This is a genomic window from Acinetobacter sp. ANC 4648 (assembly GCF_002135345.1).
Taxonomy (GTDB): Bacteria; Pseudomonadota; Gammaproteobacteria; order Pseudomonadales; family Moraxellaceae; genus Acinetobacter.
In genome coordinates this window covers 83,173-106,380 of the sequence record NZ_NEGI01000006.1, presented here as the reverse complement: position 1 = coordinate 106,380, position 23,208 = coordinate 83,173, and the positions used below count along the sequence as shown (strand labels likewise).

General features: G+C 37.4%; 19 protein-coding genes, 1 other RNA gene and 1 pseudogene. 12 read left to right on the top strand and 9 right to left on the bottom strand.

Annotation, left to right across the window (positions count from 1 at the left end):
- The first annotated feature begins 6 nt into the window (after positions 1–6).
- On the top strand, positions 7–1,533 hold the full coding sequence (locus tag B9T27_RS11505) for a DHA2 family efflux MFS transporter permease subunit (RefSeq protein ID WP_086206964.1): 1,527 nt from the start codon (positions 7–9) through the stop codon (positions 1,531–1,533).
- Positions 1,534–1,883: 350 nt separating this feature from the next.
- On the opposite strand, the gene B9T27_RS11500 is transcribed toward B9T27_RS11505, so the two are convergent.
- Positions 1,884–3,461, bottom strand: coding sequence for a sensor domain-containing diguanylate cyclase (locus B9T27_RS11500; RefSeq protein ID WP_086206963.1), 1,578 nt, complete (start codon positions 3,459–3,461; stop codon positions 1,884–1,886).
- Positions 3,462–3,757: 296 nt separating this feature from the next.
- Positions 3,758–4,116, bottom strand: a transfer-messenger RNA (tmRNA) gene (gene ssrA / locus B9T27_RS11495).
- A 129-nt stretch (positions 4,117–4,245) separates the two neighbouring features.
- Between ssrA and glpK the strand changes: the two genes are divergently transcribed.
- The 4 genes from glpK (at position 4,246) to B9T27_RS11475 (ending at position 9,558) form a co-directional block, all read left to right on the top strand.
- Positions 4,246–5,727, top strand: a complete 1,482-nt coding sequence (glpK, locus tag B9T27_RS11490) for a glycerol kinase GlpK (protein WP_086207070.1) — start codon at positions 4,246–4,248, stop codon at positions 5,725–5,727.
- A 406-nt stretch (positions 5,728–6,133) separates the two neighbouring features.
- Positions 6,134–7,327, top strand: coding sequence for a peptide antibiotic transporter SbmA (gene sbmA / locus B9T27_RS11485; protein ID WP_086206962.1), 1,194 nt, complete (start codon positions 6,134–6,136; stop codon positions 7,325–7,327).
- A gap of 273 nt (positions 7,328–7,600) precedes the next feature.
- A complete protein-coding gene (locus B9T27_RS11480) occupies positions 7,601–8,629 on the top strand; it encodes a hypothetical protein (protein WP_228146212.1) in 1,029 nt (342 codons plus the stop codon).
- 92 nt (positions 8,630–8,721) lie between these two features.
- A complete protein-coding gene (locus B9T27_RS11475; protein ID WP_086206961.1) occupies positions 8,722–9,558 on the top strand; it encodes a hypothetical protein in 837 nt (278 codons plus the stop codon).
- A gap of 283 nt (positions 9,559–9,841) precedes the next feature.
- Here B9T27_RS11475 and B9T27_RS11470 read toward each other — a convergent pair whose 3' ends face one another.
- Both B9T27_RS11470 and yddG read right to left on the bottom strand, forming a co-directional pair.
- Complete coding sequence (locus B9T27_RS11470; RefSeq protein WP_086206960.1) at positions 9,842–10,420, bottom strand: DJ-1/PfpI family protein; 579 nt, start codon at positions 10,418–10,420, stop codon at positions 9,842–9,844.
- 201 nt (positions 10,421–10,621) lie between these two features.
- A complete protein-coding gene (gene yddG / locus B9T27_RS11465; RefSeq protein ID WP_086206959.1) occupies positions 10,622–11,557 on the bottom strand; it encodes an aromatic amino acid DMT transporter YddG in 936 nt (311 codons plus the stop codon).
- A 489-nt stretch (positions 11,558–12,046) separates the two neighbouring features.
- Here yddG and B9T27_RS11460 point away from each other — a divergent pair, with 489 nt between their 5' ends.
- The gene (locus B9T27_RS11460) at positions 12,047–12,565 is read left to right on the top strand and encodes a hypothetical protein (RefSeq protein WP_086206958.1); all 519 of its coding nucleotides are present in this window, start codon (positions 12,047–12,049) and stop codon (positions 12,563–12,565) included.
- A 55-nt stretch (positions 12,566–12,620) separates the two neighbouring features.
- Here B9T27_RS11460 and B9T27_RS11455 read toward each other — a convergent pair.
- The 4 genes and pseudogenes from B9T27_RS11455 to gatC form a co-directional block, all read right to left on the bottom strand.
- A pseudogene (locus tag B9T27_RS11455) lies at positions 12,621–13,091 on the bottom strand (hypothetical protein).
- A 335-nt stretch (positions 13,092–13,426) separates the two neighbouring features.
- Positions 13,427–14,878: an Asp-tRNA(Asn)/Glu-tRNA(Gln) amidotransferase subunit GatB gene (gene gatB / locus B9T27_RS11450; protein WP_086206957.1), complete on the bottom strand. Its 1,452-nt coding sequence runs from the start codon at positions 14,876–14,878 to the stop codon at positions 13,427–13,429.
- Positions 14,878–16,356: an Asp-tRNA(Asn)/Glu-tRNA(Gln) amidotransferase subunit GatA gene (gene gatA / locus B9T27_RS11445; RefSeq protein ID WP_086206956.1), complete on the bottom strand. Its 1,479-nt coding sequence runs from the start codon at positions 16,354–16,356 to the stop codon at positions 14,878–14,880. The genes gatB and gatA overlap by 1 nt, the downstream gene beginning before the upstream one ends.
- 51 nt (positions 16,357–16,407) lie before the next feature.
- Entirely contained in the window at positions 16,408–16,722 is a 315-nt protein-coding gene (gene gatC / locus B9T27_RS11440) for an Asp-tRNA(Asn)/Glu-tRNA(Gln) amidotransferase subunit GatC (protein ID WP_086206955.1), read from the bottom strand.
- 133 nt (positions 16,723–16,855) lie between these two features.
- Here gatC and B9T27_RS11435 point away from each other — a divergent pair, with 133 nt between their 5' ends.
- The 6 genes from B9T27_RS11435 (at position 16,856) to B9T27_RS14915 (ending at position 21,605) form a co-directional block, all read left to right on the top strand.
- Positions 16,856–17,896 carry a rod shape-determining protein gene (locus B9T27_RS11435; protein ID WP_086206954.1) on the top strand — a complete coding sequence of 347 codons (1,041 nt, stop codon included), beginning with the start codon at positions 16,856–16,858 and terminating at the stop codon, positions 17,894–17,896.
- A gap of 15 nt (positions 17,897–17,911) precedes the next feature.
- Positions 17,912–18,769, top strand: a complete 858-nt coding sequence (gene mreC / locus B9T27_RS11430) for a rod shape-determining protein MreC (protein ID WP_086206953.1) — start codon at positions 17,912–17,914, stop codon at positions 18,767–18,769.
- Positions 18,756–19,253 carry a rod shape-determining protein MreD gene (gene mreD, locus B9T27_RS11425; protein ID WP_086206952.1) on the top strand — a complete coding sequence of 166 codons (498 nt, stop codon included), beginning with the start codon at positions 18,756–18,758 and terminating at the stop codon, positions 19,251–19,253. Before mreC ends, mreD begins: the two co-directional genes overlap by 14 nt.
- Entirely contained in the window at positions 19,241–19,807 is a 567-nt protein-coding gene (locus B9T27_RS11420; protein ID WP_086206951.1) for a Maf family nucleotide pyrophosphatase, read from the top strand. Before mreD ends, B9T27_RS11420 begins: the two co-directional genes overlap by 13 nt.
- Before the next feature lie 40 nt (positions 19,808–19,847).
- A complete protein-coding gene (gene rng / locus B9T27_RS11415; protein WP_086206950.1) occupies positions 19,848–21,302 on the top strand; it encodes a ribonuclease G in 1,455 nt (484 codons plus the stop codon).
- Positions 21,303–21,431: 129 nt separating this feature from the next.
- Entirely contained in the window at positions 21,432–21,605 is a 174-nt protein-coding gene (locus B9T27_RS14915; protein ID WP_171263386.1) for a PA1571 family protein, read from the top strand.
- Between the two features lie 23 nt (positions 21,606–21,628).
- Here the strand turns inward: B9T27_RS14915 and B9T27_RS11410 are convergent, their stop codons facing one another.
- Positions 21,629–23,038, bottom strand: coding sequence for a WS/DGAT/MGAT family O-acyltransferase (locus B9T27_RS11410; RefSeq protein WP_086206949.1), 1,410 nt, complete (start codon positions 23,036–23,038; stop codon positions 21,629–21,631).
- Positions 23,039–23,208: the final 170 nt, after the last annotated feature.

Below are 23,208 nucleotides of genomic sequence, written 5' to 3'. Positions count from 1 at the left end.
TCACTTATGAATAGCACAGCACTGTATGGTGATTTGAAAGGCGGCAAATTATTGCTCGCAGCTTTCGTATTGGCTTTAGCTAATTTTATGGTGGTTCTAGATATGACCATCGCCAATGTTTCTGTGCCACATATTACGGGAAGTCTTGCAGTATCGAGTTCGCAAGGCACATGGGTGATTACCTCTTATGCGGTTGCGGAAGCAATTTGTGTACCTTTAACAGGCTGGCTCGCTGGGCGTTTTGGTGCTGTTCGGATCTTTACCATTAGTTTGATTGGTTTTACAATTTTTTCTATATTTTGTGGATTATCCAATAGTCTTGCAATGTTAGTTATTTGTCGTATTGGGCAGGGGATTTTCGGTGGTCCAATTATGCCACTTACGCAAATGTTGCTGATGCGAATATTTCCACCTGAAAAACAATCTCAGGCGATGGGGATGTGGGCAATGACCACGGTTGTTGGTCCGATTCTTGGGCCAATTCTTGGGGGGACGATTAGTGACAACCTCTCTTGGCACTGGATTTTCTTTATTAATATTCCAGTCGGAATATTTTGTGCGGTTGGTGCAATGCGTTTATTAAAAGTCGCTGAAACCCCGATTGCAAAATTAAAAGTTGATAGTATTGGCTTAGCACTATTAATTCTTTGGATTGGTGCGTTACAACTTATGCTGGATTTAGGCCATGAGCGTGATTGGTTTAATAGCGGTTTTATCTGTGCTTTAGCGGTGATCATGGTAGTTGGCTTTGTGGTCTTTGTGATCTGGGAAATGACCGAAAAGCATCCTGTGGTGAATATTCATATCTTCAAACATAAAGGTTTTACCATTGCCACTATGTCATTAGCTTTTGCTTTTGGTGCATTTTTTGGCAGTATCGTGCTTATCCCACAGTGGTTACAGTTTAATTTAGGTTATACCGCGACATGGGCTGGTTATCTTACTGCAACTATGGGTTTTGGTAGTTTAACTATGTCACCGATTGTGGCAAAACTTGCAACTAAACATGATCAGCGTGCTTTAGCCAGTTTCGGGTTAATGATTTTAGGCGGAGTGACCTTAATGCGTGCATTTTGGACGACCGATGCTGACTTTATGTCTTTGGCGTGGCCACAGATTATTCAGGGCTTTGCCGTTCCATTCTTCTTTATTCCGTTAACTAATCTTGCTTTGGGTGCAGTGCGACCTGATGAAATTGCATCAGCCGCAGGGTTAATGAACTTTGTCCGTACTATGGCGGGGGCAATTGGTGCATCAATTGCAGTAACGATTTGGGATGATCATAGCAAATTGGCACGGAGTGAAATTGTATCGACTATGCATGTTGAGCCGACACAGCAGCAATTGGTTCAGCATGGATTAAGTTCTGAAAGTGCATTAGGGCTGATTTCTAGTTTAGTGGATAAAGAAGCACTGACATTGTCGGTGAATCATGTTTTTTTAATTTTTGCGATGATCTTTATTTTTGCAGGACTTATTATTTGGCTTTGCCCTAAACCAAAAGGAAATGTTGGAGCAGGGCATGCACATTGATTATCGTAAAATTTAATTATGGAAAAATAGAGTCTAGTAAGTAGTCACCTTGTTTTGGAAACGTGTTGAATTAGTTATTAAAAACTCAGTTTATTTGATAAATTGGGTTTTTAACTTTTTATGTTGCTCATAGACTTAAATGTCTAATAATATTTTCTTAGGGCTGTGAAATCTTGGCGATATTTTCTACTTTTATGAAGATCTAGCTATTCTCAGATTTAATATATGTTTAAAATCATGCTTTATTTTTTTATATAAAAACATAGGTTTTAAAATAGAGCTTAGATAAAAAAATAAAACTAAATCATTAATCTATTCTGATTATTTGTGGCATAGCTTCAATATAAATTTTAAACTTTGTAACGGATACAGTTACGTCCTTCGGTTTTTGCTTTGTATAAATATTCATCTGCTATTCTAAAAACCTTATTTATATCAGTTGATGTTTGAGGCCAATGTGCTATTCCCATAGAAATAGTCACTGCTGGAATATCATCTATCGGGCTTTTTTCTAGTATTTCTCTAACTCTTTCAGCAATATTAAGACTTAATTTCTGGTTGTGAATAGGAGAAATAATAATGAACTCCTCACCACCCACTCTACAACAAAAATCAATATCTCGAAAATTATCTTTAATGCGTTGAGCTGTTATTTTTAGGACTAAGTCACCTTGTTCATGTCCATATTGATCATTAATTTTTTTAAAGTGATCAATATCAATAGCAATAATTGCAAAAGGCACTTTTGATTTCATTAATTGATCGATATGTAATTCCATACCTCTTCGATTATATAAGCCTGTGAGAGGATCTGTGTTAATATAGTGGTTTAATGTAGATATTTTCCTTTTGAAATTATAAGAACTTTGCAGAAGTGATCGTTTAAAATTTCGAACTTCAAAATACCAAGGATCAACATTTTTGATTTGTTTATCTATATCTGGCTTATTCAGATTGCTGGCTATTGTGGCTAAACGATTTAAGGGAGTAGAAATTAAATCAGATATTCGCCAAATGATAAAAAAGACTAAAAGATAAAAAACAAACATATAGGCAATAATTTTATAAATTAAATTAGGTATTTTTTCTAAAAGTTTATTTGTTGGTTGCTGGGAAACGACAATCCAGTTCGTACATTCTACTTTAGCAAAACCAGCTAAATTATCGACACCCTGACTATTGGTTAATCTAATTTGTCCAGAATCATTGCTGGTCATGAAGTCTAACCCAGTATTATTTTCTGCCAGTGTTCCAATTCTATCTTTATTAGGATGGAAGATGATTTTTCTAGAATTATCTAATACATACATATAGCTGTCTTTATATCCGTACTTACTCGTGAGTAACTCATTCACGATATTTGGATCTTTTAAATAAATTGCTCCTCCAATAAAGCCAAGATAATTTTTATCTTTATCGAAAATAGGTTGTGAGATGAAAACAATTAAATTATTCCGTATTGAATAATAAGGACTAGTTATGACTGTATTTTTTGTTTTAATAGATTGCTGAAAGCCCAGTGTCGTATTAATTACATCTTTGTTTAATGCTATTTGAGATGGAGCATAATTTAAAATTTTTCCATTTTTATCAGAGACAATAACACTATTAAAAAAATTCGATTGAAATTTAAGTCGATCAACTTCAGATTGTACAAATTGAGTTTTATCAAAAGAATCGCCTAATAAGTTGGCACTATAACTGAGTTCTTTTAATATCATCTGAAACTGACTATTGGTATTATGGGCAATTTTAGATGCATACTCTTTATTGACTGATAGTGATATATCAATTAATTGTTTTTTTTGGATATAGTAATTTACGAATAATGAAGCTGTGAAAAGAATAATTACACAAAATATTGCTAAAAATAGAATTAGTTTTCTAAGATTTAATTTTAATGCAAATATGACTTTTTTCAATTTCATTAGATAATTTGTAAAATATCATTCGCTTGAACTTTATACTTTTTTTGTTTTATTCGCTATAAAAATATAATTATTTTTATAGCGAATAACAAGTCTTAATTTTATTTACTGTGGGGAGCTTATAAGTTTTTTTAATTTTATTTTGAATGAATTTATAATTTATGAGTATTTAAAATACTACACATTTAAATTAAATTTCATAGATCCGCTTTATTCTGAACATCGGAAATGTATTTTAATTATTAAATTAGGCATAAAAAAAAGCACCTAATTAGGTGCTTTTTTTTAAAGAATTTTGGTGGAGATGGCGGGAGTCGAACCCGCGTCCGCCAGCATTACGCTCGAGAATACTACATGCTTAGATATCGTCAATTATTTTAACCCGTTGTGACCCGACGAACAGGGTACTAAGGCGATCCTCTAAATTTAGTACAAAGCCCCGAGGCGTGGCTTTAATACGGACTTGTGTGCGTGCGCTTCAGTCGGACTCTCTAACCACAAGTATTCGGAGAGGCGGACAAGCTGCCCTTAGGCAGCTAGAGCGTATGATTCGTCGTTTGCGACTAAAAAATGCAAATTTGATTTACGAGAGAAAATGCGCTCTCGGCATGCATCTATGAGTTTCATCACCAGCGTCGAAGCCAGGAACATCCCCAAAGTACAAATTGATGATAGCATAATTGTAGAAAATTACTATGCATTTTATCATCATCAATCACAACATGATGCGAATAAATACAAAATTAAGGTAAGATCACTTTTTTTAAGAGTAAAAATAAAAAATATGAGCTATTTACTTGCACTCGATCAAGGAACGACATCTAGCCGAGCAATCATTTTTGATGAACATGGAAAAGTTCATGCAACAGCTCAAAGAGAAATCCAAATTAAAACCCCACATTCAGGTTGGGTTGAACAGGATGCACAGGAAATTTGGACCACACAAATTGCCGTGGTACAGCAAGCTATCGCATCTGCCCGATTATTAGCTAAAGATATTAAGGCATTAGGCTTAACGAATCAGCGAGAAACGACAGTTGTTTGGGATAAACGAACAGGTCGTCCACTTGCACCAGCAATTGTTTGGCAAGATCGTCGTGCTGTAGATTGGTGTAATCACCTACTACAAAAAAATTTAGCAGATAAAATTCATAAGACTACGGGTTTACGCATCGATCCTTATTTTAGTGCAGGTAAATTGGTGTGGTTACTTGATCATGTGGATGGCTTACGTGAATTGGCACGTCAGGGCCATGTTGCTTTTGGAACGATTGATAGTTGGCTTATTTGGAATTTAACCCAAAGTGCAGAACATGTCATTGAAATGAGTAATGCTTCTCGAACCATGCTTATGAATCTAAAAACACAGCAATGGGATGAAGAATTACTCGAATTATTTAATATTCCAAGGTCTGTTTTACCTCGAATTATTTCCTCAGATACGTATATTGCAGATACAGCACATGGATTACTTGGTGCAGATATTCCAATCACAGGCATATTAGGCGATCAGCAATCGGCACTGTTCGGGCAGTCGTGTTTTGAGGTTGGAACAGCAAAGAATACCTATGGAACAGGGTGTTTTATGTTGTTTAATACGGGTTCAGAGATTCAATATAGCCAGAATCAGTTACTCACGACATTGGCATGGAATTGTCAAAATCATACCAACTATGCGTTAGAAGGTAGTGTCTTCATGGCTGGCGCGATTGTACAATGGCTTCGGGATGGTTTAGGAATCATCAAAAATAGTGCTGAAGTCGAATCACTGGCGTGTCAAGTGAAAGATACCGATGGTGTGGTGTTAGTACCTGCATTTACAGGGCTGGGAGCACCACATTGGGATAGTGAGGCGCGTGCATTACTTTGTGGTATGTCACGTGGAACTAATAAATCGCATATTGCTCGTGCCGCATTGGAAGCGATTGCTTTTCAAGTCTCTGATGTTTTAACAGCGATGCAGTCGGATATTAGCAAGCCCTTAAAAGAATTACGGGTAGATGGTGGTGCCAGCCAAAATGACATGCTAATGCAGTTTCAGGCTGATATTTTAAATGTACCTGTTTTACGTCCTAAAATGTTGGAATCAACTGCATGGGGTGCGGCCGCAATGGCGGGATTAAAAGTTGGTATGTTTTCTAATTTAGATGAGATTTCAAAATCATGGCAGCTTGATCGCTATTTTGAACCAAATATGAGTGAGGATCAACGTCAATTTCATCTAGATCAATGGAGTGATGCTTTAAAACGGGCGAAATCGAATTAAACCACACTGTTCTTTTAAAGCTCAATTTTCAAAATATTTAAAGATTGGGCTTGAATGATCATTTTTAGTTTTAAATGAATAGGCGATTAGTGAATATTGATTAGTGTGTGATTAACGCTGAGTGGGCTATTTTGTGAAGGTTATGCTTTCAAAAATTAAGCCGCACTTTTCAGGAATTGCTCCAAAGTAAAATAATCATCTTAATTTCAATAAACTCACTCAAGTGTAATATGATGAATTGACAGGTTAAGAACATGATTTTGAGCTGAAGTGCTTGAGTCAAATATATAAAATATAACCGAAGAAAATAAACAAAACATATTAAAAAGTTTTAAGCAAAATTAAGCTTTTAAGATTAGTATCAATTCAAAGTGGTTAAAATAATATTTAAGGATAGTTACGCTGAATGTTTAAGTCATTTTTCCCGAATCCACGCTGGTTTATTAGTACGTTGGTGATTTGGTTTATCGTTAATTTAGTTTTATGGTACTCAGGTGGAAATACTTGGGGGACATTTATTGGCTTTCCTAAAGGTTATGCAACAGCAGATTTACCTGTGGATGTAACGCGTTTTTGGTCAGCACAATTTTTGTGGTTTTATCTCTGGTTTTTCGTATCGACGGCAATTTTTGCAATTTTTTGGCATATTAAATCGAATAATTCTTGGCAAAAATGGTCGGTGTGGGGCTCGGCATTTATTTTATTCAATATTTGGTTTGGCGTACAAGTTGGTGTATTGATTAACGCATGGTACAACCCATTCTACGATTTAATCCAAAAAATGCTAGAACATGGTGGGAATGTTAAAGATTTGTATTTAGGGGTTTTGACCTTTTTGTATATCGCAATGGTTGCAGTGACTTTGTCGATCTTAAACTCATTTTTTGTTAGCCATTATATTTTCCGTTGGCGTACTGCAATGAATGAATATTATACGGCGCATTGGAAGCAGTTACGGCACATTGAGGGTGCATCGCAGCGTATTCAGGAAGATACCATGCGTTTTGCCACCACAATGGAAAACTTAGGCGTTAACTTTATTAAAGCAGTGATGACTCTGATTGCCTTTTTACCGATTTTGTTTAAATTGTCTGAACATGTTACAGCTTTGCCTATTGTAGGTGCTATTCCACATTCTTTAGTGTGGGCAGCGATTGTTTGGGCATTGTTTGGTACGGTGGTATTGGCTGTAATTGGTATTAAGTTGCCAGGCTTGGAATTTAATAATCAGAAAGTAGAAGCCGCTTATCGTAAAGAGTTGGTCTATGGTGAAGATTATGAGGAACGTGCTGATCCACAGACTTTAAAAGAGTTATTTAGTAAGGTGAGATTTAACTATTTCCGTTTGTATTTCCATTATGTCTATTTTAATTTAGCGCGTATTTGGTATTTACAGTTGGATAATATTTATAGTTTATTTGTATTATTTCCGAGTATTGCGGCAGGCAAGATGACATTGGGTTTAATGTCGCAAATTAATAACGTATTTGATCAGGTACGTAGTTCATTTCAATACTTGATTAGTTCGTGGCCAACGATTATTGAGTTGTTATCGATTTATAAACGCTTAAAATCATTTGAAGCGGTTTTAAAAGATTAAGTTCTGAATTTTCTAAGAATCTAATAAAACCTGCAAATTGCGGGTTTTATTTTGAGGCTTAAATTAATTTAAACTATTAAAAAATGTATATATAAATGTTCAGTAGTCAGTGTTTTGTTATAAATGGTGGTTTAGTTTGGCATTTATGCTTCAATTGTAAGTACAAATTCAAATTAAATAATGGTGAATAATTAGTAAAATCAATGTCATACATTTTGTCTTTTATGTGGTTTTGATATATTTTCTTTAATTCAGCATTATTGAGAAGCATCAGTGAATTTCAAAGCACTTATCCTGACGGGCAGCGTAGTCGGCATGGCTTTACATGGCTGTACCAGCATGGGCGGTTTAAACTCCGATTCACTGCAAAAATTTAGCTCCGCTCAGGAGCTGATTGATAACAAAAATATAAATGCGAGCAATGGCGCAGCAAAAGAGTATGTTTATTACTGGGATCCGAAACAAAGTAATCAGGACGTTCAGTCGTTAATTCCTAAAAAATATTTAAGTAGTTATTGCAATGCCAAAGGTGGGAAGTTTTCACTTTTACAGAAAAGTTCGATGAGTCTGATTAAAGAGTCTTGGACGAAAAAGTTATTATCAACTTATAGTAGTGTTCATCAAGGGGTTGGTGCCTATCAGTGTCTGCAAGAGGATGGTCAGCGTTGGATTGTTTCTATTGAGCCTGTTGCTGAACGAAAGCTGGATACGAGCGGTGAGACCCGTGTAGTGAGTTTACACACCAAAATGATGACTGCAGATGAAGTGAAAAAATTTTATAGCAGTAGTATAGTTAGTACTGTAATAGTTAAAAAGACTAAAGCCGATACTCAAGTTAATAAAAACATAGTTGCAAATACCGCTGCTCAAAAGAAAGCAGAGGAGAAAAAAAATAGTCAGCAAGCGAACCAAAATCGTAATCAGCAACCTGAAATAGCGGTGAAACCAGCTGAAAAAGTTGTAGAAACAGCAGTAAAACCAGTTGAGAAAATTGTAGATAAACCACAAACACAACAGATGAAATTATTTGTTGCGGCACGTAAGGATTTAAACAAAGGTCAAAATCAGATAAATGCCTGTAATAATGCGGAAAAAGCTTATAATTATGGGAAATTGTATGGTTCAAGTGGAATTAACGCTTATGCTGAATCTGGAGTGTTATTCGCACGTTGTTTAACTAATGTACCGGCATATAGCAGTAAATTTTCTAATCCTAAAGCTAAGGCTGCAGGTATTTTGCAAAATTTAGCCAGTAATCAGAATCATACTGGGGCGAAGCATATGTTGAAGCAGTTGAAATAAGGCTTCTAAAAGAGCGTTTAGTCAAATTGAAGAATTAAATTAAACGCTCGATAGATTTGATAAAACAAAAATAATATATAAGGATCATCGCAATGAGTGAGTCGGTGAAGCATTCTATTTATTTTGAACAACAATTGTTAGATCGAGAAAAACGAAAAATAGAAGTCAATATCAAACAAACACCTTATTTTTATAATGATGCAGGGCGACCAACATATTTGTCTACCTTACCGAAAGGGTTAAACTCACTCGAAGTGGATAAATTTAAAATAATGAAATGTAAGGGACGTGAATATAACGTTTCTAAAGAGTTGGGGACTAAGGTTAACTCTAAATATGGCCTAGAGATACAATTAGAGTTTGATGGCATACAGTTCGAGTATGAACCTATGTGGGCCACGAGAAAGAATGCTGCAGCATTTGGAATTACACTGGTAAAACAGGGACAGGCAATCAAAATAGAGAGTCATGTTGCAATGCTTTCACAAATTGAATATGAATATGGCATGTTTGCAGGCCATTGGTGTCCTTATTTAGATTCAGGAAGAAGCGTAGGCGAAGGAAAAACTTTATTTCCTTTTGTTTGTACTGACTTAGAACACCATGATTTCCCTCATATCTTTGCATCGACAGATCGAGAGCTTCCATTGGTAGTTTCGGTTGCGCGTTATTGGCCAAAACTCGGGAAAATTTATTTAGCAGATTTGTGGATTCCTATGGGGCAGGCTTTATATATTCCATCAAAGCCTAGATTACATGGTCAGGAATTTATTGATTTACATAATAATCGTAATGCTGCGCAAGCGTGTTGGGGGCAGTTAGATAAAAATACGTTAAGTACGCATACGATGTTGCAAACTGAAAATACCTATTTTTATTGGTATTGGAATAAACATCCGACCATACATCGGCAGTTAATGAATCGTTAAGCTTTGCCTTTGCTTTGAGCATGATTTATTTTTAGTTTGAATAGCGTATTTAATTCGTATTTCAAGACACGAGTTAAAGTATTTAGTTGAGCGAGTGAATAATCATAATAATGCTAGGTAAAATATATATTGATGCTGTTAAAGCCAAGTTGTTTTGGGCGAAAGCAATCAGTAGTGAAGGTACTCATAACATTTAATCGTTGGGCTTACTCGTGGCTCACTCCAGCAACGAGTTATGAAGTGAGCAAAACCTATTTTTATATGAATATTATTTTGACTAAAATTAGAGACGAATCGTTGCGCCTAATGTTTTAACAAACTGTGCTAACCAAGCTGGATGTGCAGGCCAAGCAGGGGCAGTAATAAGATGTCCATCCGTAATGGCTTCAGTCACAGCGATATCTGCATATTGACCGCCTGCAAGTTTAACTTCCGCCGCACATGCAGGGTAAGCCGAGCATAAACGACCCTTAAGTATATCAGCAGCAGCAAGTAGCTGTGCCCCATGACAAACAGAAGCAATTGGTTTTTTTGCTGCATCAAATTCACGGACAATGGCAATAACACGATCATTCATACGTAAGTATTCTGGTGAGCGACCACCTGGAATGACCAGTCCGACATAGTTCTGAGTATTGACTGAAATAAAGTCATAATTAATCGCAAAATTATGTCCGCGCTTTTCACTATAGGTTTGTTCACCTTCAAAATCGTGAATGGCTGTTGCGATACTGTCACCCGATTTTTTGTCAGGACAGACCGCATGTACGATATAGCCTAAGCCAGTAAGAAACTGAAAAGGAACCATTACTTCATAGTCTTCGACATAGTCCCCAACTAGCATTAATATTTTTTTAGACATGTTTTTTCCTCTTTTAGATATAATTATTTAGATCAAACATAGCACAACAGGATTGTATTTTTAAGACGCTTATTATTTTCTTTAGTCGAATAATTTTTACAGTAAACAGCAATTGATTACACTGAGTGATAATTTATAAATGGTATTTTCGAGTTAAAAGTAATCAACCTATTGGCTTTTCATTCACATCTTTATATTGAATCAGTTACAGCTATATTTCATCTTTACAGCACTGAGTTTTACTTTGATCGGTTGCCAGTTGGTAGAGATCCAACAAACTAATGAACCCAAAGTCACTAAAATAGCGCCACTCCAAAAATTGCTGGATAAACTGGTCTTTAAAATCAGCATAGAAATGAAGGGTGAGAAAACAGGGCTAAAATAGGAGAGGGTAACTAAAATAGTTATATTCCCTTTGATAATACCAATATTCCACGCTGCATAACCCAATGCAGTCACGATAGATAAAATAGCCATATAAATCAGTGTGGTTGAGTCTATGCTAGGTATACTTTTAATCTCATGTAAAAATAGCATTTTGAGCCAAAGTACAATCGCAATAACCAGAAAAAATAGTGCAATTGGATTGTGACCATTACTATATTTTTTGGTGATGACACAATACAGTGCCCATAAACTTGCACCGAGTAGCGCTAAAATATAACTGATTGGGTTTTGCTGAATATTATGTAATACCGATGTCCAACTAAAAGTCCCATTGCCCGTTTGAATAAGAATTATGCCGCTTAAGCTAATTATGAGACCAATTACCACTAAAAAATTAAATTTGAGCTCTTTAAATATAATTAAAGTTGCAATGGTTAAGCTTGGCCATAAATAGCCGACCAAGCTAATTTCGATGGCTTGTTCAGAGGTTTGTGCGAGCGCAATTGCATAAGAAAAACAGAGCTCATAAACCACAAATAAACTGGTGGCAAAAATAAGATAATATTTAGAAATTTGTTTTAAGTTCGGGATACGAAATAAGAGTAATAAAATGATGGCACTGAAGGTATACATACAGGTAACCGCTAGATCAGCTCCAATTTTAGTACTGATTGTTTTGAGTAATCCAACGATAGAAGACCATTGTAAGATTGCAGTAAAGCCAATGAGCGTTGCGATATTTTTTGACATTCTGCACTCAAAAATAGTGTGGAAAACTAAAGTGGTATATTTGCGTTAATTATACTGTGAAAAAGGTTGTTTGAAGAGAGATTTTTAATAGATTTTTTATAATAATCTTTATGGTTATTTTTGGTTTAAGTTATTGATATTAAAATGTAATTATTTATTTTTATGAGTTGTACTTTTGGATTATCTTGCTCAATAGCTACTAGCTGTTGTTTTGTTGCAGCTTAATAAGGAAGGAGGGTGTTTTAGATACATTGTGAGGCTTACAAATTTATCCAAACATACTTCTTTAAAGGACGGAATTTTAAGCCGAATTTAGATCATATTATCGTCATTTATTACTATCAAATAGTAAAGCATTATCTATTTTTTGAGTTTTTCCAACGATACTGTTTTACTTCTAATTTTGCGCTTGTAAGTTACATAGTCATAACAGGTGAAGGGATAGCTTATATGGTACAAAGAATTTGATTTTGTATGAGCATTCTCCTTATGTCACACCGTATTTTTGTTGTTATTCGCCAACGCGTTTCATTGACGAGCCGTTCTGTATTCATGGCTGTGACCTTGTTGGGTGCTACGCAATTCGCAAGTGCAGGGCAAACCGTTGATCAGTTAAGTGATTGTTTAGTGAAAGCCACAACGGCAACGGATAAAACCACGGTGTTGCAATGGACGTTTGTGGCTTTATCTACCCATCCTGATTTAAAGAGTTTTAGTAATGTGACGACTGAGCAAAAAAACCAACTTGATCAAAAGTTTGCTCAGGTTTTACAACATGTAATTGTAGAACAATGTTCTGCTCAGACTAAAGCTGTGATTCAGGCGGAAGGTATACAAGCTGTTGGTGAAAGTTTTCAGCAGTTAGGGCGTAGTACAGGTGAAGAGATTATTAAGAACCCTGAAGTAAAACAGCAATTGCAGGGTGTGGTTCGTTATTTGGATTTGAATAAATTGGTAATGACTTTTTTAACGCCTGATATTTTGGGTAAGTTGGGGCTTGGGAAGTAAGTGATTCAAAAAGCCCCTCTAAAGTTGATGGGCTTTTGCAACGGAATCTAAAATTTTAGTGTAATGAACATGTTTTACCATTGTTTTCATAACGGTCAACCTTATATTTATCACCATTCCAACGTAAAATTTCGAAGCAAAAACCAGAGCCGTCATTTTCAATATCTGGCCAGCCATCTTTTCCTTTGGTTTTTAAAAATTCGGGCATGCCTACTTCTTTAAGAATAGTTTACCATTGGCCTTTTTTCTGTTGTGCAACGATGTAGTAGCCTACACCTGTATTACCATAACACATGGTACTCTGGTCTGAAATGACCGCATCTTTTAGACCATCGCCATTTAAGTCTTTATATATGGTAATTCCACCTGTATTACATTCGCCTTTCCAACCATTTTTTGTTTTGGCGAAGCCCGCTGCTTTGAATATTTGACTGGTTTCTTTTACAGGAATATTGAGTTTAGTTTCTGCAAAAGTGGTTGTACTAAGGAGAGCAAATGTAGTGAGTGTAAGGATGGCTATTTTCATTTTTTGCCCTTTGATTTTTTGAAAGATGTTAATGTTTTTAAATTTATAAAATGTATTTAGTGTAGTGGGTTTTGGCAATTAAATAAGATCTTGATAAAAAAATCAAATTCTTTACTCACTTCATCCCCACTTGCTCGAATTGATTATCAAAGAGGCAATCATAAGCTAAAAAAGAAAAGCCAAGAATTTAGAAAAGAAAATATTAAAAATGTGGCTAAATTTCGAAAGGTGTTAAAAAAATTTACCAGCTATATTTATATTAAAGATAATTATATTGAAATAAATATTTAAAAAAACCCGCTCTAAAGCAGGTTATTATTTAAAAATAAATCGAATCAACCAATCAATTTTTTCATTAACTCATTTACTTGCGCAGGGTTAGCTTTCCCCTTAGACGCTTTCATCACTTGACCAACTAGACCATTGAAAGCTTTCTCTTTACCCGCTTTAAACTCTTCAACCATCTTTTCATTGGCTGCAAGAACATCTTTAATAATCGCTTCAATTGCACCAGTATCGGTTTCTTGCTTTAAGCCTTTTTCAGTAATAATGGCATCGGCAGTTTTACCTTCATCCCACATAAAGCCAAACACTTGCTTCGCAATCTTACCGCTAATAGTGTTGTCCGCAATACGAGCAACCATGCCACCCAACTGCTCAGCAGAAACAGGCGAACTTTGAAGTTCTAAGCTAGCTTTATTTAAAGCAGCAGAGAATTCACCCATTACCCAGTTCGCAGCCAATTTCGCTTGCTTCGCACCACCAGCAGCAACTACAACAGCTTCATAAAAATCAGCCATTTCACGCGACAAAGTCAAAACATGCGAATCATATTCAGTTACACCATAACTTTCTACAAAACGCGTACGACGTGCGACAGGCAACTCAGGAAGTTCCGCACGAATACGTTCAATTTGCTCATCTGTAATAATTACAGGAAGTAAGTCAGGGTCGGGGAAGTAACGATAATCGTTAGCTTCTTCCTTAGAACGCATTGAACGTGTTTCCATTTTTACAGGATCGAACAAACGCGTTTCTTGCGTGATTGAACCACCATTTTCCAAAATGTCCATTTGGCGTTCAATTTCAACATTAATCGCTTGTTCAATGAAACGGAAAGAGTTGATGTTTTTCAATTCACAACGTGTACCAAACTCATTGCCTGGACGACGTAAAGACACGTTACAATCACAACGGAACGAACCTTCAGCCATGTTGCCGTCAGAAATACCCAACCATCGCACCAAAGTATGAATGGTTTTCACATAAGCCACCGCTTCTTCAACTGAACGCATATCAGGTTCGGAAACAATCTCAAGCAAAGGCGTACATGCACGGTTTAAATCAATACCTGTCATGCCTGCAACAGCACCATGAATTGATTTACCTGCATCTTCCTCTAGATGAGCACGTGTCACGCCTATGCGCTTCACAGAGCCATCTTCAAGCTGAATATCCACATGACCTAAGCCAACAATTGGATTATCCATCTGGCTGATTTGGTAGCCTTTCGGTGAATCTGGGTAAAAATAATTTTTACGTGCAAACACAGAGGCTTGATCGATATAAGCATCAATCCCTAAACCGAAACGAACCGCTAAATCGACAACAGCTTGGTTGAGTACAGGTAATACACCCGGCATTGCCAAATCTACAAGGCTGGCTTGCGTATTTGGGTCTTGACCAAATTCAGTCGAAGAACCTGAGAAAATTTTAGTATTGGTTTGTAGTTGGGTATGGATTTCTAAACCAATGACCACTTCCCAACCATCAATAAGCTTCGCCATTATGCTTTCTCCTCAGCAATTGCTGCACGTTTGGTATGCCAATCGGTTGCTTGTTGGTACTGATGTACCACAGACAATAATTGAGATTCTGACCAATAGTTACCAATAAGCTGTAAGCCAACAGGTAAGTTATTTGAATCAAAACCAACAGGCGCATTAATTGCAGGTAGACCGGCCAAGTTAACTGCGATGGTGTAGATGTCACCTAAGTACATTGCAACCGGATCTAAAGACGCACCAATTTTATAAGCGGTAGTTGGCGCTGACGGTGCAGCAATCACATCGACACTCTCAAATGCTTTTAAGAAATCTTGTTGGATTAAACGACGTACTTTTTGTGCTTTTACATAATACGCATCGTAATAACCCGCAGATAACGCATAGGTACCAATCAGGATGCGACGTTGAACTTCTGCACCAAAACCTTCTGAGCGTGAACGTTTGTACAAGTCTTCTAAATCAACAGGATTTTCACAACGGTAGCCATAACGCACACCGTCATAACGTGACAAGTTTGAAGATGCTTCAGCAGGCGCAATCAAATAATAGGTTGGTACATAGCTTTCAACCATGTCGAGATCAATCTCAACCAATGTCGCGCCCATGTTTTCCAATTTTTTTAGTGATTCTTCAACACGTGCTTTAACATCCGTAGCTAAACCCACCACGTTAAAATATTGTTTCGGAATACCAATGCGTAGGCCTTTAACTGCTGTCGCATTGAGGTTCTCAACATAATCATCAACATCTGTTTCCATAGAAGTTGAATCTTTTTGATCATGACCTGCAATCACATTCATTAAATAGGCACAGTCTTCCGCAGAACGTGCTAGTGGACCGCCTTGGTCTAAAGATGAGGCATAGGCAATCATCCCGAAACGAGAGACACGACCATAGGTAGGTTTCAAACCAGTTAAACCACAGAAAGATGCAGGCTGACGAATTGAACCACCAGTATCTGTACCCGTTGCAATCGGAGCAAGATCTGCCGCGACTGCCGCAGCAGATCCACCAGAAGAACCACCCGGAACATGGTTTAAGTTCCAAGGGTTTGCAGTTGCGCCGTAGTAAGAGTTTTCAGAAGTCGAACCCATGGCAAATTCGTCCATGTTCACTTTACCTAAAGTGACTAGACCTGCTGCTTTGGCTTTTGCGACCACCGTCGCATCATAAGGTGAGATAAAGTTATCCAACATTTTTGAACCGGCTGTGGTCTTAATGCCTTGGGTACAGAAAATATCTTTATGTGCTAAAGGAATACCAGTCAAAATACCCGCTGTTCCAGATTTTAGTACAGCATCTGCAGCATCTGCTTGTGCCAAAGCTTGTTCAGCTGTAACTGTGACATAAGATTTGACTTGCGTATCAATCTTTGCGATACGGTTTAAATAGTGTTGCGTCAACTCGCGTGAAGAGAACTGAGCGTTTTTTAACCCTTCAGTCATTTCACGAATCGATAAGCGGTGTAAATCAGTCATGAGTACAATTCTTTACGATTAAATTTAATAATAGGTTTATTTGCTTGAAAATTATTCAATCACGCGAGGTACGAGATACAAACCATCCTGAACGGCAGGAGCAATGGCTTGATATTCTTCACGATGATTGCTTTCAGTCACAATGTCTTGACGTAAGGGTTGAGCATGGTCGAATGGACTTTTTAATGGCTCAACACCTTCGGTATCAATGCCTTTTAATGTTTCCATCATTCCCAAGATTTTATTTAAACTTTGAGCATATTCAGCAGATTGCGTATCATTCAGCGACAATCGAGCAAGATTGGCAATCGCTGAAACTGTTTGTGCATTTAAGTCTGCAGGATGCTGAGCATCTGTTGTTGACATGATGTCTTACCTAATCAGTATTAAAAAAATTCAAAATATCATGCGTTATAATAAGCGATTGACTTGTTCAAAGCATCACATTTAGTTAAAGTTGCCATCTTGCGCCCACATAAAGTTTAACTGAGAACGCCCCGTGATTCTAAAACGACTAATTGGCTTGTTTTCGCCAGATCTTGCCATTGATTTAGGCACTGCTAATACACTTATTTATGCACCAGGACGGGGCATTATATTAAATGAACCGACAGTTGTGGCAATTCGTCATAGTGGTTCACAGAAAATTGTTGCTGCGGTAGGTTTAGATGCGAAGCGAATGCTTGGCCGTACCCCCGCAAATATTTCTGCAATCCGTCCGATGAAAGATGGTGTGATTGCAGATTTTGAAGTCACTGAAACCATGTTAAATCAATTTATTGGCAAAGTGCATGAAAAACGTTTGTTTCCACCCGCACCTCGTGTCGTAGTCTGTGTACCTTGCAAATCGACATTAGTTGAACGTCGTGCGATTCGTGAAGCAGTATTCAATGCTGGTGCACGTGATGTACGCTTAATTGAAGAGCCAATGGCAGCTGCAATTGGTGCAGGTATGCCAGTGGAACAAGCGTGTGGTTCTATGGTTGTCGATGTTGGTGGTGGTACTACTGAAATTGCGATTATTTCACTTCAAGGCTGTGTGTATGCAGATTCATTACGCATAGGTGGTGATGTATTTGATGAACAGATCATTAATTATGTGCGTAAAGCGCATGGTTGTGTGATTGGTGAAACGACCGCAGAAACGATTAAGAAAGAAGTTGGTATGGCGATTACAGAAGGCGAGACTTTAGAAATTGAAGTTCGTGGCCGTAATCTTGCTGAAGGTGTACCGCGTGCGATTACAGTCACTTCAGATGAAATTAGCCAAGCAATTGCAGATCCATTACAAAGTATTGTTTCTGCAGTGAAATCAGCACTTGAACAAACACCACCAGAATTATCTTCAGATATTGCTGAGCGTGGCATAGTGTTAACGGGTGGTGGTGCATTACTGCGTAACCTCGATAAATTGCTGGCTCGCGAAACTGGATTGCCTGTGGTTGTTGCAGAAGATCCATTGACTTGCGTTACTCGCGGTGGCGGTAAAGTATTAGAGTTCTTTGATAATCCGAATCACGATATGCTTTTTGTAGGCTAAGCTAAGGACGAGGCGGTGCAACCGAATCTCTTTTCAAGACAATCGCCATCTTTTCGCTCGTTTATTATTGCAGTGATCACATGTTTTGTTGTGCTGTTTTTCAACTGGCGCATGCCACATGTGATTCAACCTGCAAGAGATGTTTTGTATGCGGCATATAATCCTATTTATGCCCTTGCAAGTTATCCAGTATTGTCGAAAGAATGGCTGAATCAACAAACTAAATCTGAAGCACAGCTACGCCGTGAAAATACGGCTATGCAAGCTGAGTTGCTGCAAGCACAAGTGCGTCTGCAAAAACTCTCCGAACTCTCTGCGGAAAATACCCGATTACGTGGTCTTTTAGATACACCACTCATCATTGATGGGCGTATGGAAATTGCTGAGGTGATTGGTACAGATGCAGACCCATTACGTCATATCATTGTGATTAACCGTGGTGCGAGCAGTCAACTTAAAGTTGGTCAAACGGTATTAGATGATAAAGGAATTATGGGGCAGATTATTAATGTCTATCCGCATAGTAGTCGCATCATGTTACTGTCAGACAAAGAGCACTCACTTTCTGTACGCTTAGAAAGCTCTAGTATGCGTGCGATTGTCACGGGTACCGGTGATCTGGGACGTTTGAAAATGGAATATGTGCCCACCAGTGCTAATATTAAAGTGGGTGATAAAGTGTATAGTTCTGGGCTAGGACAGCATTTCCCCGCAGGTTATTTAGTCGGGACGGTGTCTAAAGTGATGCGGCATAATACGGGTGAATTTGCGCAAATAGATGTACAACCTGCGGCACAGTTAGCGGGAGGACATCATGTTGTGGTTCTTTTTTCTGATTCCTTAGCGATGGAGCAGCCCAATGTTGACCGCTAAGAAATTGTCATCTGATCATCAACTTAAAGATCCGTTATTTGTTATTGTCGTTTCGATTGTTATTTGCTCCATTCTAGTAGTTTATCCATTGTCTTATGCTGTTGCTGGATGGCGACCATTATTCATGTTGATGCTCACGCTATTTTGGGTGTTGTGTCAACCGACGTGGTGTGGTGTTTGGTTTGCATTTGCAATGGGGCTATTTACAGACTTATTGTTTGATGCACCTCTAGGTTTAAATGCATTAAGTTATGTAATCATTACATTTATGACCCGATATTTTATTCGAGAAAGACGTGTCTTAACTTTTAGTAATATATGGATTATTGCATCTTTCGCGATATTGGCATATTTGCTCTTTATGTTTATGGCACAAGTGATGTTAGGTGTACATTTTTCTATTGCACGTCATTGGCAATCCCTTCTCACCAGTATTTTATTCTGGCCAATTTTATATTATTTGTTAAAAAAATGGCGAATTTAATACTGGCCTCTAGCTCTCCGAGACGTCGAGAGCTACTACAACAACTGGGATTAGATTTTAGTATTTATAGTCCAAATATTGATGAGTCGGTCTTCGAAAATGAACCAATAGAAGACTATGTCAAAAGGTTGGCAGAAACCAAAGCAAAATCTGTTTTAGCACAATATCCTACAGTAAATATTCTTGCTGCTGACACCAGTGTGACAATTGATGCTAAGATCATTGGTAAGCCTGAATCTAAACAGCATGCTTTTGAAATTTGGTCATTATTATCGGGTCGAAAGCATGAGGTTTTAACCGGTATTTGTGTTGCGAATCATGAAAAAATAATCAGTAGAGTGGTTCGGACTCAAGTTGAATTCCAAAAATTAAGCCACAATGATATGGAAGATTATTGGGCAACAGGTGAACCTCTCGGTAAAGCAGGTGCATATGCACTACAAGGCATTGCTGCACAATATATACCCCGTATAGAAGGGAGTTATAGCAATGTTGTAGGTCTACCTTTGCATGAGACAGTACAGTTATTAAAAGCGGTTAAGGCATTAAATTAACCCCTGACAAGAATTTTTATAATGTTTTGAGCCTTTTATTATGTCTGATGAGTTATTAATTAACGTCACACCGATGGAGTGTCGGGTCGCGCTAATTCAAAATGGTACAGTCAATGAATTATTTATAGAACGGACTGTTAAACGTGGTTTAGTGGGAAATATCTATAAGGGTAAAGTTGTTCGGGTTCTTCCTGGCATGCAAGCCGCTTTTGTGGATATTGGTCTATCTCGAACGGCTTTTTTACATATCAATGATATGGTTTGGCCACGCAACCAACCAATACCCAATGTATATGAACTTTTACAACCTGGACAAATTTTGACTGTTCAAGTCATGAAAGATATGCTGGGAACTAAAGGTGCACGTTTAAGTACAGATCTATCGATACCTTCACGTTATTTGGTCATGATGCCTTATGGTAATCATATTGGTGTCTCTCAACGTATTGAATCAGAACAAGAACGTGATCGATTGCGCTCGATGATTGAACGTATTCAAGCAGAGCATAAGCTGCCGGGTTCGGTAATTGTGCGTACTGCAGCTGAGGGTATTGAAGAAGCTGCGATTGCCCAAGATATGGCATATTTAGCGAAACTTTGGGAATATATTCAACGCAAGCAAAAGAGCATTTTAGTTCCATCGACTATTTTTGAAGAGTTACCTTTACCACAGCGTGTGATTCGTGATTTAGCCAATGAAGATACAGCCAAGATCTCTGTTGATTCACGTGAAATTCATACGAAATTAAAAGAATTTGTGGATGAATTTGTACCGAATATGCAGGATCGTTTGGTTCATTATCCTGGTGAGCGACCAATTTTTGATTTGTATAATGTCGAAGAAGATATTCAAAAAGCCTTACAAACGCGGGTTGCTTTAAAGTCTGGTGGTTATTTAATGATTGACCAGACTGAAGCAATGACAACGATTGATGTGAATACTGGCTCCTATGTGGGTGGGCGAACACTGGAAGATACTGTATTTAAAACCAATATGGAGGCAACACAGGTCATTGCTCGTCAATTACGTCTGCGTAACTTGGGTGGTATTATCATCATCGATTTCATTGATATGCAAGAAGCACAGCATCGTAATGAAGTCATGAGCCAATTTGAAAAAATGCTAGAACGTGATCACGCTAAAACCAAAATTACTCAGGTGTCTGAACTGGGTTTGGTGGAAATGACACGTAAAAGAACGCGAGAATCTTTAGAACATCTACTTTGTGAGTCATGTCCAACCTGTCAAGGACGTGGATATGTTAAAACAGCAGAGTCTGTTTGTTACGAAATTTTTAGAGAAATTTTACGTTATACTCGCGCATTTGAATCTCAGAGTGGCTTTACTGTTATTGCCCATCCATCCGTGATTGATCGCCTCTTAACAGCAGAAGCCCCAGCAGTCGCTGATTTAGAGCATTTCATCAATCGCGTGATTAAATTTCAAGTCGAAAATTTATATACGCAAGAGCAGTACGATATCATTCTCAGTTAAATTTGTAACAGAATATCGTTAAACACTTGTTACATCTAAAATTTTACTTTCATTGGCAATTTTACAATACTAGTGATAACAAGTAGCCAAAGACTTTCTCTTTAAATTGTCTTAGCAAGTGAGATTAAAATGAATATAAGTGAACAAGTGTTAACGCGCGGTTTGAAGCATGTATTAGAAAGCCAACAAAAAGATACCTGCGTGATGTTGGATGATCATGGCAAAGAAGTGCAAATTACCAAAGCAATGGTAGTTAGTGCTTGTCATCAGTTATTGAAGCAGTGTCGTAGTATTCAAAAGTAAGGGGCCTTTATAGCCCCTTGATTTTATGCCTGTTGTATTAAGTTATTTTCTTGAGTGATCGAATCTATTTTTGTTTCTTTAGCTGTGGTAATAATTTTTTCAAAACGCTGTATTTCATCTTCTAAATGAGTCAGTAAATTTTGCATTTTGGGTAAAGCATTTCGACAGCCAGTTAGACCGACTTCTAATTTATCCAAATAACTGGTCATGGTGATGTTTAAGGCCTGTCCATCTAGAACAATTGAAGCAGGATACAAGGCATCAAGTTTTGCACCATTCCAATACAAAGGTTCACGAGGGCCTGGAACGTTAGAAATAATTACATTGAAGGCTTGGCGTTTCGGCATTAGACCAGAAGCGATATTGAATCCTGCAGGGCCATAAACAAAAGCACTATAATTAAGAATTTGATTTGCATTCATGCGTTTAAAACGATTTTTTGCATTCTGTACACTGCGTTTAATGATATTTAAACGTTCTAAAGGATCTTCCTGATGTGTACCTAAATTTGCCAAAATCATGGTGATACGGTTGCTCATATCAGAGTCATCATCACGGACTGAAGCTGGTACCATTGCAATTAATGGTTTTTTCGGTAAAGCATCTTGAGTAATTAAATATTCACGAAGTGCACCAGAACAAACAGCAAGTATCACATCATTAATTGTGACACTAAGCGCTTTAGAAATATCTCTAAAACGATCAAGTTCAAAAGATTGTGCTGCAAAACGACGCGATGAGCTTACACGTTGATTAAATAAACTCGCTGGTGCTTGAAAGCTTGAAACGTAGTCAGGGTTTTTCCCCATTTCTTTAAAAACAGTTTGGAACAGTTCTTGGGTTACTTTAGGGGTAGCTTCGAGCTGGCCTTTTATCGTGGTTAATACTTTCTTAAGTTTACTCGACTTGGTTTCTTTTAAGCGTTTAGAACGAGGTCCTTCAACACACCATGGCGGTACAATACTTTTATCTTCAGGATTTTTCGAAAGTGATTTTTCGACTAAGCGCATGCCTGCAATTCCATCGACCATGGCATGATGGATTTTAAAGTACATAGCAAAACGATTACCTTCAATTCCCTCAATGATATTACAGGTCCATAAGGGTTTCGCACGATCAATTAATGCACTATGTTCTTGAGAAATATAAACTAAAAGTTCACGAATACGACCTGGATGTGGCAAGGCAATATGGCGAAAATGATGGTCGATATCAAATTCTTCATCTTCATCCCAAAACAAACCATTTAAATGATTGTTAAACGGTGCGATAGGTACAGATTTAGATTTACGAATATCGGCAACGAGGTCTTGAATAAAGGTGGATGGTGCATGATCTGGAATTTGAAATAAAAATAAACCACCAACATGCATCGGTTGTTGGCGTTTTTCTAGGGTTAGAAAGATTAAATCAATAGGGTGTAATGGGCGCATAATTTTGGTCTGCCTCACTGCAAAGTCCATAACAGCTCGTTTATGAGTGTTGGTTTCTTGGAATTATAAATCTTAGATTCAAGTATAAATCTTTTTAGTGACTAATATCTAAGGATATTGATGAATCTGTCGTTTATAAAAAATCACTGAAATATCAGTGATTTTTGTTG

Coding starts and splice junctions, on each gene's coding strand:
- B9T27_RS11500 (WP_086206963.1), bottom strand. CDS start 3,461: ATGAAATTGAAAAAAGTCATATTTGCATTAAAATTAAATCTTAGAAAA.
- sbmA (WP_086206962.1), top strand. CDS start 6,134: ATGTTTAAGTCATTTTTCCCGAATCCACGCTGGTTTATTAGTACGTTG.
- gatB (WP_086206957.1), bottom strand. CDS start 14,878: ATGGCGAAGCTTATTGATGGTTGGGAAGTGGTCATTGGTTTAGAAATC.
- rng (WP_086206950.1), top strand. CDS start 19,848: ATGTCTGATGAGTTATTAATTAACGTCACACCGATGGAGTGTCGGGTC.
- gatC (WP_086206955.1), bottom strand. CDS start 16,722: ATGTCAACAACAGATGCTCAGCATCCTGCAGACTTAAATGCACAAACA.
- B9T27_RS11410 (WP_086206949.1), bottom strand. CDS start 23,038: ATGCGCCCATTACACCCTATTGATTTAATCTTTCTAACCCTAGAAAAA.
- yddG (WP_086206959.1), bottom strand. CDS start 11,557: ATGTCAAAAAATATCGCAACGCTCATTGGCTTTACTGCAATCTTACAA.
- mreD (WP_086206952.1), top strand. CDS start 18,756: ATGTTGACCGCTAAGAAATTGTCATCTGATCATCAACTTAAAGATCCG.
- glpK (WP_086207070.1), top strand. CDS start 4,246: ATGAGCTATTTACTTGCACTCGATCAAGGAACGACATCTAGCCGAGCA.
- B9T27_RS11470 (WP_086206960.1), bottom strand. CDS start 10,420: ATGTCTAAAAAAATATTAATGCTAGTTGGGGACTATGTCGAAGACTAT.
- B9T27_RS14915 (WP_171263386.1), top strand. CDS start 21,432: ATGAATATAAGTGAACAAGTGTTAACGCGCGGTTTGAAGCATGTATTA.
- B9T27_RS11505 (WP_086206964.1), top strand. CDS start 7: ATGAATAGCACAGCACTGTATGGTGATTTGAAAGGCGGCAAATTATTG.
- B9T27_RS11420 (WP_086206951.1), top strand. CDS start 19,241: ATGGCGAATTTAATACTGGCCTCTAGCTCTCCGAGACGTCGAGAGCTA.
- gatA (WP_086206956.1), bottom strand. CDS start 16,356: ATGACTGATTTACACCGCTTATCGATTCGTGAAATGACTGAAGGGTTA.
- B9T27_RS11460 (WP_086206958.1), top strand. CDS start 12,047: ATGTCACACCGTATTTTTGTTGTTATTCGCCAACGCGTTTCATTGACG.
- B9T27_RS11475 (WP_086206961.1), top strand. CDS start 8,722: ATGAGTGAGTCGGTGAAGCATTCTATTTATTTTGAACAACAATTGTTA.